The 18,180-nt window shown below is 42.7% G+C and carries 17 protein-coding genes; 3 read left to right on the top strand and 14 right to left on the bottom strand.

All coding sequences use genetic code 11. From position 1 onward, the window contains the following. Nucleotides 1-16 precede the first annotated feature (16 nt). Complete coding sequence (gene rlmD / locus L3V25_RS07095) at nt 17-1,393, bottom strand: 23S rRNA (uracil(1939)-C(5))-methyltransferase RlmD (RefSeq protein WP_237294724.1); 1,377 nt, start codon at nt 1,391-1,393, stop codon at nt 17-19. A 192-nt stretch (nt 1,394-1,585) separates the two neighbouring features. Between rlmD and barA the strand changes: the two genes are divergently transcribed. After that, nucleotides 1,586-4,396, top strand: a complete 2,811-nt coding sequence (gene barA, locus L3V25_RS07090; RefSeq protein ID WP_237294723.1) for a two-component sensor histidine kinase BarA — start codon at nt 1,586-1,588, stop codon at nt 4,394-4,396. 124 nt (nt 4,397-4,520) lie between these two features. On the opposite strand, the gene acpS is transcribed toward barA, so the two are convergent. The 11 genes from acpS to rpoE form a co-directional block, all read right to left on the bottom strand. Continuing rightward, nucleotides 4,521-4,901 carry a holo-ACP synthase gene (acpS, locus tag L3V25_RS07085; protein ID WP_237294722.1) on the bottom strand — a complete coding sequence of 127 codons (381 nt, stop codon included), beginning with the start codon at nt 4,899-4,901 and terminating at the stop codon, nt 4,521-4,523. After that, complete coding sequence (gene pdxJ / locus L3V25_RS07080) at nt 4,901-5,635, bottom strand: pyridoxine 5'-phosphate synthase (protein WP_237294721.1); 735 nt, start codon at nt 5,633-5,635, stop codon at nt 4,901-4,903. The genes acpS and pdxJ overlap by 1 nt, the downstream gene beginning before the upstream one ends. A 2-nt stretch (nt 5,636-5,637) precedes the next feature. Further along, nucleotides 5,638-6,372: a DNA repair protein RecO gene (gene recO, locus L3V25_RS07075; protein WP_144229843.1), complete on the bottom strand. Its 735-nt coding sequence runs from the start codon at nt 6,370-6,372 to the stop codon at nt 5,638-5,640. A gap of 90 nt (nt 6,373-6,462) precedes the next feature. Beyond that, nucleotides 6,463-7,467: a GTPase Era gene (gene era, locus L3V25_RS07070; protein ID WP_237294720.1), complete on the bottom strand. Its 1,005-nt coding sequence runs from the start codon at nt 7,465-7,467 to the stop codon at nt 6,463-6,465. After that, a complete protein-coding gene (gene rnc, locus L3V25_RS07065; protein WP_237294719.1) occupies nt 7,457-8,137 on the bottom strand; it encodes a ribonuclease III in 681 nt (226 codons plus the stop codon). Before rnc ends, era begins: the two co-directional genes overlap by 11 nt. 10 nt (nt 8,138-8,147) lie before the next feature. Then, nucleotides 8,148-9,047, bottom strand: coding sequence for a signal peptidase I (lepB, locus tag L3V25_RS07060; protein WP_237294718.1), 900 nt, complete (start codon nt 9,045-9,047; stop codon nt 8,148-8,150). 162 nt (nt 9,048-9,209) lie between these two features. Continuing rightward, nucleotides 9,210-11,003 carry a translation elongation factor 4 gene (gene lepA / locus L3V25_RS07055; RefSeq protein WP_237294717.1) on the bottom strand — a complete coding sequence of 598 codons (1,794 nt, stop codon included), beginning with the start codon at nt 11,001-11,003 and terminating at the stop codon, nt 9,210-9,212. Nucleotides 11,004-11,162: 159 nt separating this feature from the next. After that, a complete protein-coding gene (locus L3V25_RS07050) occupies nt 11,163-11,633 on the bottom strand; it encodes a SoxR reducing system RseC family protein (protein WP_237294716.1) in 471 nt (156 codons plus the stop codon). Continuing rightward, on the bottom strand, nt 11,630-12,598 hold the full coding sequence (gene rseB, locus L3V25_RS07045; RefSeq protein ID WP_237294715.1) for a sigma-E factor regulatory protein RseB: 969 nt from the start codon (nt 12,596-12,598) through the stop codon (nt 11,630-11,632). The genes L3V25_RS07050 and rseB overlap by 4 nt, the downstream gene beginning before the upstream one ends. 42 nt (nt 12,599-12,640) lie before the next feature. Beyond that, entirely contained in the window at nt 12,641-13,237 is a 597-nt protein-coding gene (locus L3V25_RS07040) for an RseA family anti-sigma factor (RefSeq protein WP_237294714.1), read from the bottom strand. Between the two features lie 24 nt (nt 13,238-13,261). Further along, on the bottom strand, nt 13,262-13,840 hold the full coding sequence (gene rpoE, locus L3V25_RS07035) for an RNA polymerase sigma factor RpoE (RefSeq protein ID WP_237294713.1): 579 nt from the start codon (nt 13,838-13,840) through the stop codon (nt 13,262-13,264). Between the two features lie 424 nt (nt 13,841-14,264). Between rpoE and nadB the strand changes: the two genes are divergently transcribed. Further along, the gene (gene nadB / locus L3V25_RS07030; protein ID WP_237294712.1) at nt 14,265-15,896 is read left to right on the top strand and encodes an L-aspartate oxidase; all 1,632 of its coding nucleotides are present in this window, start codon (nt 14,265-14,267) and stop codon (nt 15,894-15,896) included. A gap of 68 nt (nt 15,897-15,964) precedes the next feature. Here the strand turns inward: nadB and L3V25_RS07025 are convergent, their stop codons facing one another. Both L3V25_RS07025 and L3V25_RS07020 read right to left on the bottom strand, forming a co-directional pair. Beyond that, nucleotides 15,965-16,399: a hypothetical protein gene (locus L3V25_RS07025; protein WP_237294711.1), complete on the bottom strand. Its 435-nt coding sequence runs from the start codon at nt 16,397-16,399 to the stop codon at nt 15,965-15,967. Further along, nucleotides 16,371-16,631 (bottom strand): succinate dehydrogenase assembly factor 2, encoded by a 261-nt coding sequence (locus L3V25_RS07020; protein WP_027697662.1) that lies wholly within the window; start codon nt 16,629-16,631, stop codon nt 16,371-16,373. Before L3V25_RS07020 ends, L3V25_RS07025 begins: the two co-directional genes overlap by 29 nt. 167 nt (nt 16,632-16,798) lie before the next feature. Here L3V25_RS07020 and ygfZ point away from each other — a divergent pair, with 167 nt between their 5' ends. Next, nucleotides 16,799-17,782, top strand: a complete 984-nt coding sequence (gene ygfZ, locus L3V25_RS07015) for a tRNA-modifying protein YgfZ (protein ID WP_237294981.1) — start codon at nt 16,799-16,801, stop codon at nt 17,780-17,782. Nucleotides 17,783-18,180 lie beyond the last annotated feature (398 nt).

The raw sequence follows: 18,180 nt of genomic DNA, 5'->3' as shown, positions 1-18,180 counted from the left end.
GTTATTAAAAAAGCTATTAAAATAATTTCAGTTTCGTCGGCTTTTTATTCTTAAGATTCTTCTTGTCTGCTTTGGCGACTTTTTCAAACAGCGCCATTGATTCTAAATGACTGGTATGCGGGAACATATCGATCATACCTAGCTTTTTCAGCTGATAACCTTGCTTTTGTAGACTATGACTATCTCTGGCTAATGTCGCTGGGTTACACGAAACATAAACCACGGTTTTAGCGCCGAGCTCAGACATTTTATCGATAATGCCGGATGCTCCAGCTCGAGCAGGATCGAGTAGCACTTTATCGAACGCCTTTTTAGCCCATGATGTTTGGGTGAAGTCTTGCTCTAGATCAGCTTGATAGAACTCTAGGTTATCGAGTTGATTGATTTGGGCGTTGGATCTCGCTCTATCTACCATGGCTTGAATACCTTCAACGCCGACAACCGACTGAGCCTGTTGAGCAAGCGCCAAACTAAAATTACCTAAACCGCAGAATAAATCCAGTATGCGATCATTTTTAGTGACCTCTAACCATGAAATCGCCTGAGCAACCATCGCTTGGTTTACTGCTTGGTTCACTTGAATAAAGTCTGTCGGCAGAAAATCAATTTTGTTACCTGTCTCGATGCATTGCAGAGGCTCACCCGTCAAACAGTCTAGTTCACCACTATTGCCTAACAAGTAGGTTGTCACCTCATGTTGCTGAGCAAACTCCAATAAGCTTTGCTGTTCTTGTTCAGTTAATGGCGCGGTGTGGCGCAATAGCAAGGCTTTACGCTGCCCATCAAACACTACTTCAACATGCCCTAGCGCTCTTGGATTATCAAAGGCTTGCAGCATAGATTTTATTTCAGGCAGCAGTTCGTTTAATACTGGTTCTAAAACCGGACAATCCGTGATGTTTGCAATTTGCTTACTGGCTTTTTGTCTAAAGCCAAATTGTAATTGTTGCTGCTTACTATCAAACAGCATACTAATGCGTGCTCGACGTCGATACCCAGTGCTTTTGGAGCGGATAGTCTCAGCCATCACAAGATTAGCTTGGCCGAATTTTGCCATTAAATGATGCAGTGATGTGGTCTTATGAGTAATTTGATCATCATGATCCAAATGCTGCATATTGCAGCCACCACAAATTTGATAATGCGGACAAAAAGGCTCAACTCGCTGACTACTCGGTTGCTGTATGCTGATAATTTTTGCGCGTGAATATTTGCTTTTCTCTTCAATCGGTTGAACCAGCACTTTTTCTTGCGGCAGTGCGCCTTCCACAAACATCGGTTTATTATTGTAATACGCAATACCGGCACCTTGATGATCGAGCTTATCAATGGTCACTGTTTGGTGTTTTTGATTATTGGTTGTATTTTTCTTGGCTTGGTAGAAATTGACCATTGGTGCAAGGTATCCATAAATATATAAAGGTCATCATGCCTTTATAGGTAAATATATTATCGGGCTTAATTCGTGTTTATTCATAACAATGATTGTCGAACTGCGCCTAGTTGATTAAGCTAAGTGCACATTGGCGATAATCAGAGTTATTGCTATTTTCCCATATCCAGACAGGCTTGTAATTAAAGAATCATGACAAGGTATGGCTTGCGCGCCCGCGTAATTACATTAACGTTAGCACCGACGCTGATCATTGGCTTATTATTAAGCACATTTTTCACTTTAAATCGCTATAACGATCTCGAGACTCAGCTTATCACGTCTGGTACGGATATTATCGAGCCTTTAGCCATCGCTAGTGAATATGGCATGACTCAGCAAAGCCGTGAGGCGGTACGTCGGCTGATCAGTTATGCCCATCGTAAGCACTCTGATATCGTGCGTAGTATTGCGGTGTTTGATACCCATCACGAACTATTCGTAACCTCTAACTTTCACCCAAACTTTCAGTCTCTCACTTTTGATAAAAGCAAACCGATCCCGCTGCTTAGCTCGATCACTCAATCTAAAACCAATCCAAATTTAATGATCTTACGCTCACCTATCTTGGCGGAAGGTCAGTTTACCAGCCCAAGTGGTAAAGAGATTGCACCCAATCAAGCTCTAGGCTACATCGCAATGGAGCTCGATTTATCGTCATTACGCTTACAGCAATATCAAGAAATCTTTGCCGCTTTAATTGTTTTACTACTTGGTATGGGCTTGTCGGGATTTTTTGCTTATCGACTCATGCGCGATGTTACCTTACCGATTTCCCACATGGTAAGCGTGGTTGACCGAATTCGCCGTGGTCATCTCGATGTGCGAATTGAAGGCAAGCTGCATGGTGAACTCGATACCTTAAAAAGTGGTATCAACGCCATGGCCATGTCACTGTCAGAATATCATGTTGAAATGCAGCATAGTATTGACCAAGCCACCTCAGATTTACGTGAAACACTAGAGCAGCTAGAAATTCAAAACATTGAGCTTGATATTGCCAAGAAACGCGCTCAAGAAGCGGCCAGAGTTAAATCTGAATTCTTAGCCAATATGTCGCATGAATTACGTACTCCACTAAATGGTGTGATTGGCTTTGCCAGACAAATGCTTAAAACTGAGCTCACCGCGAACCAAATTGACTACCTACAAACGATTGAGCGTTCTGCACAAAACTTGCTGTCTATCATCAATGACATCTTAGACTTCTCTAAATTGGAAGCCGGCAAATTACTGCTCGAAAACATTCCTTTCGATTTACAAGAAACCTTAGATGAAGTGGTCAGTTTGCAAGCCACCAGCGCCCATGAAAAAGGGTTAGAAATCACTTTAAATATTGATTCCAACATTCCTCAAGGCATGGTGGGCGACCCACTGCGCATTCAGCAAGTACTTACTAACCTAGTGGGCAATGCGATCAAGTTTACTGAACGTGGCAACATAGATATTGTTGCTGAGTTACGCTCAAGCCAAGATAAAAATGTCGAAGTGCAATTCATGGTGCGCGACACTGGCATTGGTATTTCAGAACGTCAGCAAGCGCAATTATTCCAAGCATTCAGTCAAGCTGATGCCAGCATTTCACGCCGTTATGGTGGTACGGGTCTAGGGTTAGTGATTACTCAAAACTTGGTAAATCAGATGGGTGGTGAAATCAGCTTAACCAGTCGCTTACACCAAGGTTCAACATTCTGGTTTAGTGTTACTTTCCAAGCCACAAATATGCCTATTGCACCGCAGATTGATACTTCTTCGCTACAAGATAAATCGGTTCTGCTAGTTGAACCTAACATGCCAGCGGCGGCCATTATTGAGCAGCAATTAACTCGCGTTGGCATGAAGGTTACTTATCAAGCGCAATTAGCAGATAACCCTGAGCGCTTTGATATTGTACTCCTCAACTTGCCAGCAAATATCCAGCACGACCAAAGCCTGTTATTTGCGATGATACAGCAAGGCTTATCTTTATCGCCGCAACTAATCCTTGGACTACCAAGTACCGAATTAGCGCTAGCTGAAAACTTAATCAAGCTCTACCCAATTCAATGTATCGCTAAACCCATCGTGCGCCGTAAGCTGATTCAACTTATGCTGCCAAACCAAGCTAAATCTACTTTACTGGCAGCACCTCAACCACCAACAGCAGCTTTACCACTTAAGGTGATGGCGGTCGATGATAACCCAGCAAACTTGAAGTTAATCTGCGCCTTACTTGAAGAACAAGTGGAAGATATTGTCACTTGTAGCAGCGGTTCACAAGCGGTTGAGCAAGCGCAATTACAGAAGTTTGATGTGATATTGATGGATATCCAAATGCCAGATATGGATGGGGTAACTGCTTGTCAAAATATCAAAAAGACCGAGTTCAACCATCAAACTCCAGTGATAGCGGTAACCGCTCATGCAATTGACGGTGAAAGAGAGCGTTTATTGCAAGCCGGCATGGATGACTACTTGTCTAAACCGATTGAAGAGCATGTACTGCATCAAGCACTGGTGCATTGGAACCCTTATGCAGAGCAAGGCACCATTGAAAAGCTGGATTTAAAGGAAAGCCAATTAGATAGCATCCCAGCCGTCTCGACTAGTCAGCAGGCAACTATTTCTGGTATTGGTGGGTCTAGTATTGATTGGTCTACCGCCTTAAAACAAGCGGCCAACAAAGAAGCCTTAGCCAAAGATATGCTACAAATGTTGATTGAGTTTTTACCTGAGGTAGATGAATCGATAGAAAAAGCATTGATAGAGCCCAATGAACAACAAAACCAACTACTGGCTACCATCCATAAACTACATGGCAGCTGTGCTTATAGTGGTGTGCCTAAACTACAAACCCTGTGCGCAACCATTGAAACCGCATTAAGAGCAGAGCAAGATCTCGCTGAAATAGAGCCTGAGTTATTTGAGCTGCAAGATGAAATGGAAAAAGTAAAAGAAGATTCGAAGCAGTACCTTGTTAGATAAAGATTAATACCCAACAATAAAAAACCGAGCTCACTTCACAGTGCACAGCTCGGTTTTTATTATTTAATCTATAGCTATTAGCCAAATTGGCACTAGGTAAATTGACTACTAGATAAATTAGCAATTAGGACTCTAAAATCACCGTCGCCATAGCGTAACGTTTTTCATCAGAAATCGATAAATGGATATGGCTAATGCCTTGCGTTTGAGCGATTTCTTTTGCTTTGCCATGTAGCGTTAAAATCGGTTTACCCAATTCATCATTTGCAATTTCAAAGTGTTGAAAACTCACGCCACAAGCAATGCCAGTACCGAGTGCTTTAGAGGCTGCTTCTTTGGCAGCAAAGCGCTTTGCTAAGTAACGACCTTGCTGTTTTAAACCATGAAAAATCGCCAGCTCAGTCGGATGAAGAATACGCTCAGCAAAAGCTTGCCCAGAACGCTGCAAGCTTTTTTCAATACGTTCAATATCGGCAATATCAGTGCCTAATCCAACAATAGCCATTATCGACGACGCGCTTCCTGCATGATGGCTTTCATATCAGCAACCGCTTTATCCAAACCATCAAACAAGGCGCGGCCAATGATTGAGTGACCGATATTCAATTCATAAATTTCAGGTAACGCGGCAATTGGCGCTACATTATGATACGTCAAACCATGGCCTGCATTTACTTTGATGCCAATGCTGTGCGCATAAGTGGCGCCCGCGGCAATACGCTTTAACTCAGCTTGTTGCTCGGCATCTGATTCAGCATCGGCATAATGACCAGTATGCAGTTCGATATAAGGCGCGCCACACGCTTTAGCTGCATCAATTTGTTCATGAGAAGCATCAATAAATAGTGACACTTTAATGCCCGCTTGAGTCAGTTTTTGCGTTGCCGCTTTAACTTTGTCTAACTGGCCGGCAACATCCAAACCACCTTCAGTGGTTAACTCTTCGCGTTTTTCTGGTACTAGACATACATATTCAGGTTTAGTTTGAATTGCGATTTCAACCATTTCATCGGTAACCGCCATTTCAAGGTTCATACGTGTTTGAATGGTTTCGCTTAAAATACGCACGTCACGATCTTTAATATGGCGACGATCTTCACGTAGGTGAACCGTAATGCCATCAGCTCCAGCACGCTCAGCAATTTCTGCTGCATGCACAGGATCGGGATACTTAGTGCCACGGGCATTTCTGACGGTTGCGATGTGGTCAATATTGACACCCAAGTAAATCTCACTCATGGTTAACTCCTTGTCTTCGGGATGGCTTTGTGCGGTGAAAGCGCCATAAATAGCTCCCGACTTTTTAATGGTTTACTGCCAAGATACGGCTTTAATGCCATTCGAGTAAAACGCTTAGCAGCTTGTAATTGTTGTTTGGTTAGGAAACGGCGCTCACTGATCGCAATCAATTCATCCCCAAGAAAGGTTAAGTTATCCTTTCTTACGCTCGCAATAAAGCCTTTTTGTTCTCGGTAACGGTAAGTCATGTTTTCAGACACAGGCTCGCCACTGCCGGCACAATGTAAGAAATCTACGCCATAGCCTAGCGAGGACAGCAAAGCTAACTCAAAACGACGTAAAGCCGGCTCAGGATTATCAGCCTGTGCCAGTTCCGTCAAAGAAGCTAGATAGTCATGGAATAATTCAGGATAAGCGGTTTCGCTTTCAATCACTCGGCTAATCAATTCATTGATGTACATAGCCGAATAAAGATTAATGCCATTGAGAGGGATACCTAAACTGATCGGTTCGGCTTGCCTGAGCGTGCGCATCGAGCCCTTGCCAAACCATTTAAGCAGTAGCGGTGTGAAGGGTTGTAACACCCCTTTTAGATTAGAACGTTTACTACGAGCACCTTTGGCTAAAATGCTGACGCGACCGTACTCTTCACTAAACACATCTAAGATGAGACTAGTTTCAGTATAAGGACGGCGATGTAGGATAAAACAGCGTTGAAGTCCTAAAGCGTCAGACATAATTTTTCCGTAGCTCGAATCTCGAATGCTCGTTTCTCGAAGTTAGCATATCGAGAAACGAGTCTCGAGATTCCGATTAACGATTAACGATTATAAATCATCAATATAGCCAAGAGAACGCAGTGCACGCTCATCATCAGCCCAACCGGATTTCACTTTCACCCAAGTTTCTAGATAAACTTTACGTTCAAATAGCTCTTCCATATCTAGGCGGGCTTCACGGCCGATGGTTTTGATTTTCTCACCACCTTTTCCGATCACCATTTTCTTCTGGCCGATACGCTCAACCAAAATCAAAGCGTTGATATGAAAACCATCGGTTTCTGGGTTGTAGTCGAAACGTTCGATTTCAACCGTCACTGAATAAGGCAATTCTTCACCGGTAAAACGCATCAGTTTTTCACGAATGATTTCCGATGCCATAAAGCGCTGTGAACGGTCTGTCACATACTCTTCAGGGAAATGGTGTACCGCTTGTGGCAAGGCTGCACGTACTCGTTCGCGAATCGCGTCAGTGTTGCGGCCTTGTTTCGCTGAGATTGGGATAATATCGACAAAATCCATTTTCTCAGACAAGGCTTGCATGTGCGTCATCACTTCGGTGCGATCTTTTACATTATCGACCTTGTTGATCAGCAATACGGTTGGGAAATTAGCAGTACGCAACTTATTGAGTACCATTTCATCATCCGCAGTCCACTGAGTACCATCAACCAAGAACAACACTAGGTTTACATCACTTAGTGAGCTATTGGCCGCGCGGTTCATCAAACGATTAATCGCACGCTTTTCTTCGATGTGTAATCCCGGAGTATCCACGTAGATAGCCTGAAACGCGCCTTCGGTATCCACACCCATGATGCGGTGACGGGTAGTCTGAGGTTTACGTGAGGTAATTGAAATTTTCTGACCAAGTAGATGGTTTAGCAGCGTTGATTTACCAACATTAGGACGACCAACAATCGCGATAAAACCACAGTGTTGTTCACTAGGATCGACATCTTCCGCGGCAACTTGGTTTGGCTGCGCTTCACCGGCAAAGTAAGCATCAAGATCGAACTCTTGCTCGTCTTGTGGATCGTTTTTATTTACCATTTGCTAATACTCCTAAAGCTAGCTCAGCAGCAGCTTGCTCGGCTTTGCGGCGGCTAGTGCCTTTACCTACGACAGGCTCAGCAACACCAGTGATCTCGCATGAAACGGTGAATTCTTGGTTGTGCGCTTCACCTTTAATTTTTGCCACAGTATAAACAGGCAACGGTTTACGACGACCTTGCAAGAATTCTTGTAGGCGAGTTTTAGGATCTTTTTGCGATACTCCCGGCTGGATTTCATCCAAACGAGTTTGATACCAAGCAAGTACGACTTTACGTACCATTTCAATATCACTATCAAGATAGCATGCACCAATGATAGCTTCGACGGCATCAGCTAGAATAGAGTCACGACGGAAGCCGCCACTTTTCAATTCACCTGGACCTAATTTTAAGTAGTCACCAAGCACAAACTCACGTCCTAACTCCGCTAAAGTATGACCTCTAACTAAAGTTGCACGCATGCGGCTCATATCCCCTTCGTTAATATTAGGGAAGCGATGATATAACTCATCAGCAATAACAAAACTTAAAATTGAATCGCCCAAAAACTCTAAGCGCTCATTGTGTTTGCTGTTCGCACTGCGGTGAGTCAGTGCGAGGTTTAAAAGATTGGCATCGTTAAATTGATAGCCAATCTTTTTTTGTAATCTAGGAATCTGAGAATTCATACTCTCTCAATTATATTAGTCCGCCGATACGATTAAATCGCACGTCGGAAGGGATCCAAGAAGGTAATACGCTGTCCGCATCACGATCAAATTCAAAGCTAATCCAAATGGCGGTGGCTTTACCCACAAAGTTTGCTTCTGGAACAAAGCCCCAGTAACGACTATCTGCACTGTTATCACGGTTATCACCCATCATAAAGTACTCACCTTCTGGCACGACCCATTCATTGTGATACGGGCGTGGCTGGTATGCCTGCACGTTATCGCGACGAATTGGGCTGACTAAAATATTATGTTCCACTTCACCAAGCTTTTCTTTTGCTTGAATCAACGGAATGCCATCTTGATAAAATGGACTTTCTTTCGCATCAAACTGTGCCACTGGCTTACAAGTATCAGTGCCGACAGCTTGAACACAAATTTGCTTATCTTCAGTATAGCGGATGGTGTCGCCAGGTAGGCCAACCACACGCTTAATGTAATCAATATTTGGCTGTGGTGGGTATTTAAATACCGCAATATCACCACGCTTAGGTTCACCAGTTTCAATCAATTTAGATTGGAATACTGGATCTTTAATGCCGTATGAGAATTTTTCTACCAAGATGAAGTCACCAACCAATAACGTTGGCATCATAGAGCCTGATGGGATTTGAAAGGGTTCGTAGATAAAGCTGCGCAATACCAAAACAAAGGCAATCACTGGGAAAATCGATACGCTATTTTCTACCCACCAAGGTTGCGGGTGAATTTTCGCAGCCGCTTCCTTAGTGAGTGGTTCTGTTGTTTTGGTCTCAACATCAGCAACCGCTTGTTGGCGCTTCTTGCCCCAAACAAACTTTTCTAATACCCATACCACACCAGTCACTAATGTCACTAGCACTAAGATTAATGAAAATGTATTCGCCATCCGATTCGGCTTCCCTATGATCTAATACTGATTGTACTAATATGTTTGCTATAAATAACAAAAGTGAAAAGGCATTATCGCCCTTTCACTTTATATCGTCATTTACCTATGACATAGCCATTTGCTTGTGCTCACGGAAACGAACAACGTCTATTACCGTGATTAATCTTTACCTACGTGCAAAATAGCTAAGAACGCTTCTTGCGGTAATTCAACATTACCGATTTGCTTCATGCGTTTCTTACCTTCTTTCTGCTTCTTCAATAGCTTTTTCTTACGGCTCACATCACCACCGTAACATTTAGCAATTACGTTTTTACGCAATTGCTTCACGGTTGAACGAGCAATAATGTGGTTACCAATTGCCGCTTGAATTGCAATATCAAACATTTGACGAGGAATGAATTCTTTCATTTTCTCAACCAACTGACGACCACGCGTTTGTGAGTTGTCTTTATGAGTGATGATAGCCAGTGCATCTACTGTGTCGCCGTTAAGTAGTACATCGACACGTACCATGCTTGAGCTTTCATAACGGTGGAAGTTGTAATCAAGTGATGCATAACCACGTGACGTCGACTTCAAGCGGTCAAAGAAGTCCAATACCACTTCTGCCATTGGCAAGTCATAAGTCAATGCAACTTGATTGCCATGGTAAACCATATCAACCTGAGTACCGCGTTTTTCAACACACAGTGTGATTACGTTACCTAGGTAATCTGAAGGTACTAAGATATTACAGCGAGCGATAGGCTCACGAATTTCTTCAATATCATTAATCGCCGGTAGCTTAGCTGGGCTATCAACGTAAATAATATCGCCATTGGTCTTTTCTACTTCATACACTACTGTTGGTGCCGTAGTGATCAGATCAAGATCGTATTCACGCTCTAGACGTTCTTGAATAATTTCCATGTGCAGCATACCAAGGAAGCCACAACGGAAACCAAAACCAAGTGCTGCTGAGCTTTCTGGCTCATAGAACAATGAAGCGTCGTTCAGGCTTAATTTACCTAACGCATCACGGAAGTTTTCATAATCATCAGATGATACAGGGAATAAACCTGCATATACCTGAGGCTTCACTTTCTGAAAACCAGGTAAACGCTCCTCACAGCCGCCTTTAGCATGTGTTAACGTATCACCAACCGGCGCGCCTAAAATGTCTTTGATACCACAAACAACCCAACCTACTTCGCCGGTATTCAAGCCATCTGTATCAATTTGTTTTGGTGTAAAAATACCAATGCGATCCACACCCCAAGTTTGGCCTGTGCTCATCACTTTAATTTTGTCGTTTTTCTTCAGTGAACCATTTTTGATTCGAACCAAAGAAACTACGCCTAAATAGTTATCAAACCATGAATCAATAATTAGAGCTTGTAGAGGACCGTCCGGATCACCTTCTGGTGCAGGAATTGATTTAACAATTTCTTCTAAAACCAGATCAACACCGATACCAGTTTTGGCAGAACAACGAACCGCCTCCATCGCGTCAATACCAACGATGTCTTCGATTTCTTCCGCCACACGCTCTGGATCAGCGGCTGGTAAGTCAATTTTATTTAAAATCGGAACCACTTCTAGGTCCATTTCGATCGCGGTATAACAGTTTGCTAGTGTTTGAGCTTCTACACCTTGACCTGCATCGACCACTAATAATGCACCTTCACACGCAGCTAGAGAGCGAGAAACTTCATAAGAGAAGTCAACGTGTCCTGGGGTATCGATGAAATTAAGTTGGTAAGTTTCACCATCATTAGCTTTATAATCCAATGTCACGCTTTGCGCTTTAATCGTGATACCACGCTCGCGCTCAAGATCCATTGAATCAAGTACTTGAGCTGCCATTTCACGCTCGGTCAGCCCTCCACATACTTGAATTAAGCGATCAGAAAGAGTCGACTTACCGTGGTCGATATGGGCGATAATCGAAAAGTTACGAATGTGCTTCATAGGCTGGAGACAATACTCAAATAAATGGTGGATTGGATATGAAATCCCTTTTGCTAGGTCAATTTCATTTTAGTGGCAGCGATTCTACCCAATTTCCTGCTGGGTAGCTATACCCAATATGCCTAGGAAAAAACCGAAAAGAAAACCGAGTCGAAATTCTCAAATAATAGGTTGACCTAAAACTCGGATCAAAGAGACTTCACTATCGACTTTTTTTTCTAACCATTGAGTCATGGGTTTGGCGAAATAGATGCCAAGGCCACCACAGATGAAGAACATCAAAATGACAATACCCTCACCAAGGTTTAGCCAAGGTCTTAAAACGAGCTGTGCAAACACACTACCCGCTATCATGGTTAGCAAAGGTAGTAAGTAAACAATCAGCGCAGAAAGCACTAAACTTTTTTCCGGCAAACCGATTTCAACCACTTGGCCATTTTGTAATGCTTGGCTAGTCCGTAGTTTCCAAAAGTGCGCTTTACTACCTAATGCTTTCGACACCATGCCAGTGCCGCAGCTTTTTTGTGACTTACAACTTTTGCAGCTGGTTTGCTGTTCACAACTCAGCTGCACGGTATTCATTCCTTGCTCTTGTTCAACCGCAATAACGGTCGCTAAAGCGGTCATCATGGGGTATTGCCTTTAGTGGTAAATGTCACTGAATCCGCAATGCGCTTCGCGGTAGATGGTGGAATATCACCAATCACCGAAATCTCACGGTTATCTTTGACAAAAGTTTGCAGCGTTCGACGGCCTTGACGATAAACCTGCGCCTTACTGTCTGAAGTTTTTATTTCCGACACGTAGACAGAAAAGTTGAACAAGCCATCACTGTAGAGTTGGCTTTCTACAATGGTATCCGTCACCGGCATACGGTAGCGATTGAGGTTATTGGCTTCAAACCCATTCGGCACCCAATTAACCTGCCAATTAGCTTCCATATCTTGTGATTTAGGTAAGGTTAATACATCCGGCAATTTCGCTGAATTAAGCCCATCTAAAATCGTCGCAATATGATCGCTCACCGCGTAAGAAATGGTTCGATATTGCTCTAGAACTTCACCATTACGCTCAACTAAATCCGCTCTTAATGGCAAGCTAGTACGCTCATCAATCCAGACAATATAAGAGTAACGTTGACCATCTTTAGGAACAACGCGAACCACCTGACATGCAGTGCCAGCTTCACGAGAGCGTCCAATCTTCACAAAATCATAAATATTGCTCAGTTCTTTAATATCACTATCAATCAGAGGAATCAGTGGTGCAACCATGTTGCCTGAGCGGATAGAAAAGGGATCGAGCCCAGGTTCGATATAACTGATCTCATCACCACGACGGATCACTTCACGCACCGGACCACTTAAATAAACCAGATGAGCTAAATTTTTGTCATTTTCAATTGCATGACGATAAAGTAATGGCTCAATACTATTCTTGCGAACCAAGATATAAGACAACTCATAATTGAGGGTCTTGCTGGCTTCACTCATTTTAAGCAATAAAGCCTCAGCAGAAGGCTTAACATCTTCGGCTGAGGCTGCTTGACTAAATAAGCTGAATAGCAACCAAGTACTAATCAGAATTTTTTTCATTTAAATACCGCTTCTATCGGGTTAATCGCCACGAAAGACATATTATTCGCTCGTGTGATTCAAACGCAGTTGTAATTCATAATCTTGCATCAATTCATTAGCACGACGATGTTGTTCCATCGCTTTGGCTTCAGATGATTGTGAACGTACAGAGTCGCGAGTCAGGCTAACAGGCTCTGCTGAACCAGCAAAAGGTATCGTTTGTAAAACTGGAAGCTGATCAGAATCAGAGGCAACATTCGCATCTGAACCCGAGTATTGCTGAACCCCAAGGATCACAACCAATGAGACACACGCTGCCACACCGACTTGAGTCAAGTTACTTAACCAGGCAGGCATTCTTGCGCGAGCTTTCTCTGGCTTAGGTTGAGCTTCTAAAATTGGCGTAACTTTGCTTGAAGACAAGTCGTTTCTCGAAGACAAACTGTTATGAGCGGGTTCATCTTCTAACGCTAAAGCGACTTTAGACGCAATATCCCAACTTGGGTTACTTGGCGTTTCACCACGAAGCGTATCTCCGATCAAATGATAGCGACTCCAAGACTGCAAAGATTCATCATCTTGCTCTATCTCAGAAATCAATGATTGATCAATAAGCTCTCCATCCATTAGAGCTGAGATCTGCTGTTTATTGGTCATTTTACTCACCATTATTAGTCATTGTTATCGCTGAATCAGTGGGCTTATTTTCTTTTCCACTGCATCGCGAGCTCGGAAAATCCGAGAACGAACCGTACCAACCGGACAGTCCATCACCTCCGCAATCTCCTCATAACTCAAACCATCCAGTTCTCGTAAGGTCATTGCGGTTTTTAAATCTTCTGGCAGGGCTTCAATTGCATGAAAAACGACCTGCTTTAATTCTTCTGACAACGTTAAGTTCTCAGGGTTCGATATTTCTTTTAATGCACTTCCAGATTCGTAATATTCTGCATCTTCAGCATCAACATCACTGGCTGGAGGGCGGCGTGATTGAGCGACGATATGATTCTTCGCAGTGTTAACCGCGATACGATAAAGCCATGTATAAAAAGCACTTTCACCACGAAAGTTGGGTAGCGCTCGGTAGGCTTTGATAAAGGCTTCTTGAGCCACGTCAGGCACATCGCCGGGATTCTTAATGTAGCGGGAAATCAAACTACAGACTTTATTTTGATACTTAGTGACCAAAAGATTGAATGCTTGTTTATCTCCGTTTTGAACCCGCTCAATTAAAACTTGATCAGTCAACTGCTCGCTCATTTCGAGCACCTACTCCTATTGTTTTACTTTTTGTCTCAACGACATAAGCATTTCTTATTATACTTAAATGACCTTTGGGCTACTTTTCTTATAAGTAAACAGCCTTTGGTGGTCACTAGGGTATATTGTAGTATTGATGTATCACCGACCACTATTGTGACATGTGGCGGCGAGAAAAGTTCATTAAAGAACAACTTTTTCCATTTTAACCATAAAATGTGCTGTAATCGTCATCGAACTTTCTCATTTTTTTCATGAGAAAGTAAAACAACACTTGAAACTCAGTTTGATATCTATGCATATTAGCTACTTATTTCAATGCTTCGTCAAGTGCGCGACCAGTCTCATTGCGCGCCAGCTGAGTGAATACAAATAAGTATCGAGCCCTATTTCTCGGTACTAGCTTAGGAACTGAAACGAACTTATGAACACAAATAGTGAACATCAATGTGATGTACTAGTCATTGGTAGTGGTGCTGCAGGTTTATCGTTAGCACTGAGAGTTGCCCCTCATGGCAAAGTCATAGTATTAAGCAAAGGCCCTCGAAATGAAGGCTCCACCTATTATGCTCAGGGCGGTATCGCAGCGGTATTTGATGAAGAAGACAGTGTCGAATCCCATATAGATGACACATTAATTGCTGGGGCGGGTATATGTGAGAAAGATGCGGTTAGCTTTATCACCGAAAACGCCAAAGAATGCGTGCAATGGTTAATTGATGGCGGCGTACCATTTGATCTTGATGAAAGCGATAAAAGTGAGCATCCTCGTCACCACTTAACACGTGAGGGTGGCCATAGTCACCGTAGGATCCTACATGCTGCTGATGCCACCGGCATGGCAATGCAAACCAATCTACAAGATAACGTTAATAACCACCCCAACATCCACTTCTTAGAACGCTACAACGCTTTAGATTTAATTACCGAAGACCGTATTGGTGGCGACGCTAAAAAAGTCGTTGGTGCTTATATTTGGAACCGTAACCAAGAGCACGTGGAATCGGTTAGAGCGAAATTTGTAGTATTAGCAACTGGCGGCGCTTCAAAAGTTTATCAATATACGTCCAACCCAGATGTTTCTTCTGGTGATGGTATTGCCATGGCTTGGCGCTCAGGTTGTCGTGTTGCTAATTTAGAGTTCAATCAGTTCCACCCCACTTGCCTATTTCACCCTGAAGCACGCAACTTCTTATTAACTGAAGCGTTGCGCGGCGAAGGCGCTTACCTAAAACGTCCTGATGGCAGTCGTTTTATGCCGGATTTTGATGAAAGAGGTGAACTCGCCCCTCGTGATATCGTGGCTCGCGCAATTGACTATGAAATGAAACGCCTTGGTGCGGATTGCATGTACTTAGATATCAGCCATAAGCCTGCTGATTTTATTGAAAAGCATTTCCCAACCATCAATATGCGGTTGCTCGATTTGGGCATCGATATGACCAAAGAGCCAATTCCAATTGTTCCTGCCGCTCATTACACTTGTGGTGGTGTGATGGTTAATCAACAAGGGCAAACCGATTTAGCTAACTTGTACGCGGTTGGTGAAGTGACCTATACCGGTCTGCATGGCGCTAACCGTCTGGCATCAAATTCATTATTAGAGTGCGTGGTTTATGCTTGGTCTGCCGCCAAAGACATCATCACAAACATAAATAAAGTAGAGCTACCACCAGCACTTCCATATTGGGATGAAAGTCAGGTAACCAACTCGGATGAAGAAGTCATCTTGCAGCATAACTGGCATGAATTACGTTTATTTATGTGGGACTACATGGGGATAGTGAGAACCGATAAACGCCTTGAGAGAGCTTTACGTCGTATACAGTTATTGCAGCAAGAAACCCATGAATACTATAGCCACTTTAGAGTATCCAATAACTTATTAGAATTGCGTAACTTACTACAAGTGGCCGAGTTAATGGTTCGCTGCGCGATGGCACGTAAAGAAAGCCGTGGTTTACACTACACTTTGGATTATCCAGAGCAATTAGAAAATAGCGGCCCGACTATTCTAGAACCTGAAACGTTCAGAACCAGTAATCCTTTGTTTTAATCAACAAATGTTTTAACCAGCAAAGCGAATAACAAATCTCTGGCCTCTCCTTTGTCAAAAGTAGAGGCCTATTTTTTATCTTGACGTTTCTTAGATGATAAAACGCAGATAGACAAATTATTTACCCCTTCATCCAATACCACATTGAATTTCTTATATTCATCACTCTCAAATTGATAACGCATTAAGCGCAGCACTTGGCCATTTTTTAAAAGCAATTGCAGACCAAACTCCGATAACTGCCGATCTATCCGTATTAAAGGATGAAATAACTCAGGTGAAATAGCTTGGTGACCAAAACGAAAAACAAGCTGGCTGAGAAGAGAAAAAGATAAAATTATCAATAGTATTGAAGCGGCAAGCGGAAGAGTAGAAACAGATATCGCCCAAATAGATAGGCTGTTTAGGACAACAAACCCAATTTGAGCGATATAGGTGTGACGATAATAAAAAACAGTCGTTGTATTATGGCGCTTAGCGCACTTTACTAAGATTGTGGGCAACGATTCGATCCACAAGTTTCGCGTGACCTAGATGTTCACTACGACCATGCCCCATGATCCAAGTAAACAGATCGGGATCATCGCATTCAAGCAAAGAAACAAATGACTTTTGATCATCTTCAGTTAAATCATCAAAACACTCTTCAAAAAAAGGCATGATAACTACATCAAGTTCTAGCATGCCACGGCGGCAAGCCCACTTTATACGTGCTTTTTGTTCTGGTGTGTACATAACGGTTCCATCTCATAATGCATATTGGTCGAGTTTATCAGCTCACCTGTCTAGCAACTAGTGCAGCAATCACAGACTCAGTAACAATCACAACAAATGCTGACAAATATCAATTACGCCAGTACCATGGTGAATAACTTTATTGAACCATCAACTAGGACATTATGATGAATTGGAATGATACTTTTACCGCTTATCCTCTCGCATCAACACAAGCCTTTCCCGATTTAGTCCTGTGTCACCTTGCCTCTTGGGGTGCGATCACCATGACCGGTGATGACAAAAAATCTTATCTACAAGGACAAATTACCAGTGATGTGGTATCGCTCGAAGCAGACCAATCAACCCTAGGCGCGCATTGTGATGCCAAAGGGAAAATGCTGAGTACTTTCCGTCTATTCCACCACAATGACGGCTATGCCATGTTTCAGCGTGCTTCTGCTATCGAAAAAGAATTAGTGGAAATAAAAAAGTACGCCATTTTTTCTAAGGTAGTCATCGAACAAAGCGCTGATGTTTTCCTTGGTCTTATGGGTAGCCAAGCAACTTCGTTTATCGCGCAACTATCTGGCCAATCTATTGATCAAGATAACCTACAAGTCATCGCACTAGAATCTGGTACCGCAGTGCCAATCAGCGCCAACCGTTGGTTATTGATGTTATCAAAGCAAAGTGCAGAACAACTTATTGAAAAAAATAGCGATCTCACTTTATCTGATGAGCGTTTATGGGATCACGCCGATGTGATGGACGCCCTACCGCGAATCGACCAACATGAACAACTCGAACACATTCCACAGGCAATGAACTTGCAAGCACTCGGTGGTATTTCGTTCCAAAAAGGTTGTTATACCGGACAGGAAACGGTCGCCCGAGCCAAATACCGCGGCATTAATAAGCGTGCATTATTCTGCTTACAAGGTGAACTTCATTCAGAGTTAAACGACAATCTTAAATTAGAGCGCCAAGTAGGTGAAAACTGGCGAGGTGCAGGTCAGCTCAATAATTACTATCAATTCAGTGATGGTAAATTGATCGCACTAGCGGTACTACCCAATAATTTAGAGCCTGATACTGTGTTTCGTTTAGAAGCATTCCCAGAGGCTCAATTAAGCTTTGCCGAACTCCCTTATTCACTTGAAGAAGAATAATTGAAATTATGCACTCTAATTGACTAGGTTAGTTAGAGTGCACATCTACCTACTCGACTCTCTAATCTCTCCCCCGCCTTTAGCCCAACTATCACTTAGCCCAAGCATTCGCTCGTTAATCTTTCGAGCCCCATCCTCAGAGCCTCAATATTCAGAGCAAAGCTTGATCGCTTATCAATACAATTTATTGCACTCGCATTCATTAAACATCGATCTTACTCACACAAGAAAAAACAAAATAAAGAATTTTTAATCATTTATTTTGAATAAATATTGATCTGACCTTTTTTAATGTATGATTTATTGGCAGGTTGATTCATGACTTCATTTGATTAAGTGAATTAACCAGTAAAGTGTTGTGCTGGTTCTTCCAGCCATATCCACTTTGTATAATGCAT

It is taken from the genome of Vibrio sp. CK2-1 (genome assembly GCF_021726515.1).
Classification (GTDB): Bacteria; Pseudomonadota; Gammaproteobacteria; order Enterobacterales; family Vibrionaceae; genus Vibrio.
Note: the sequence above shows the minus strand (reverse complement) of the source record. Positions and strands in the feature narration are given on the sequence as shown.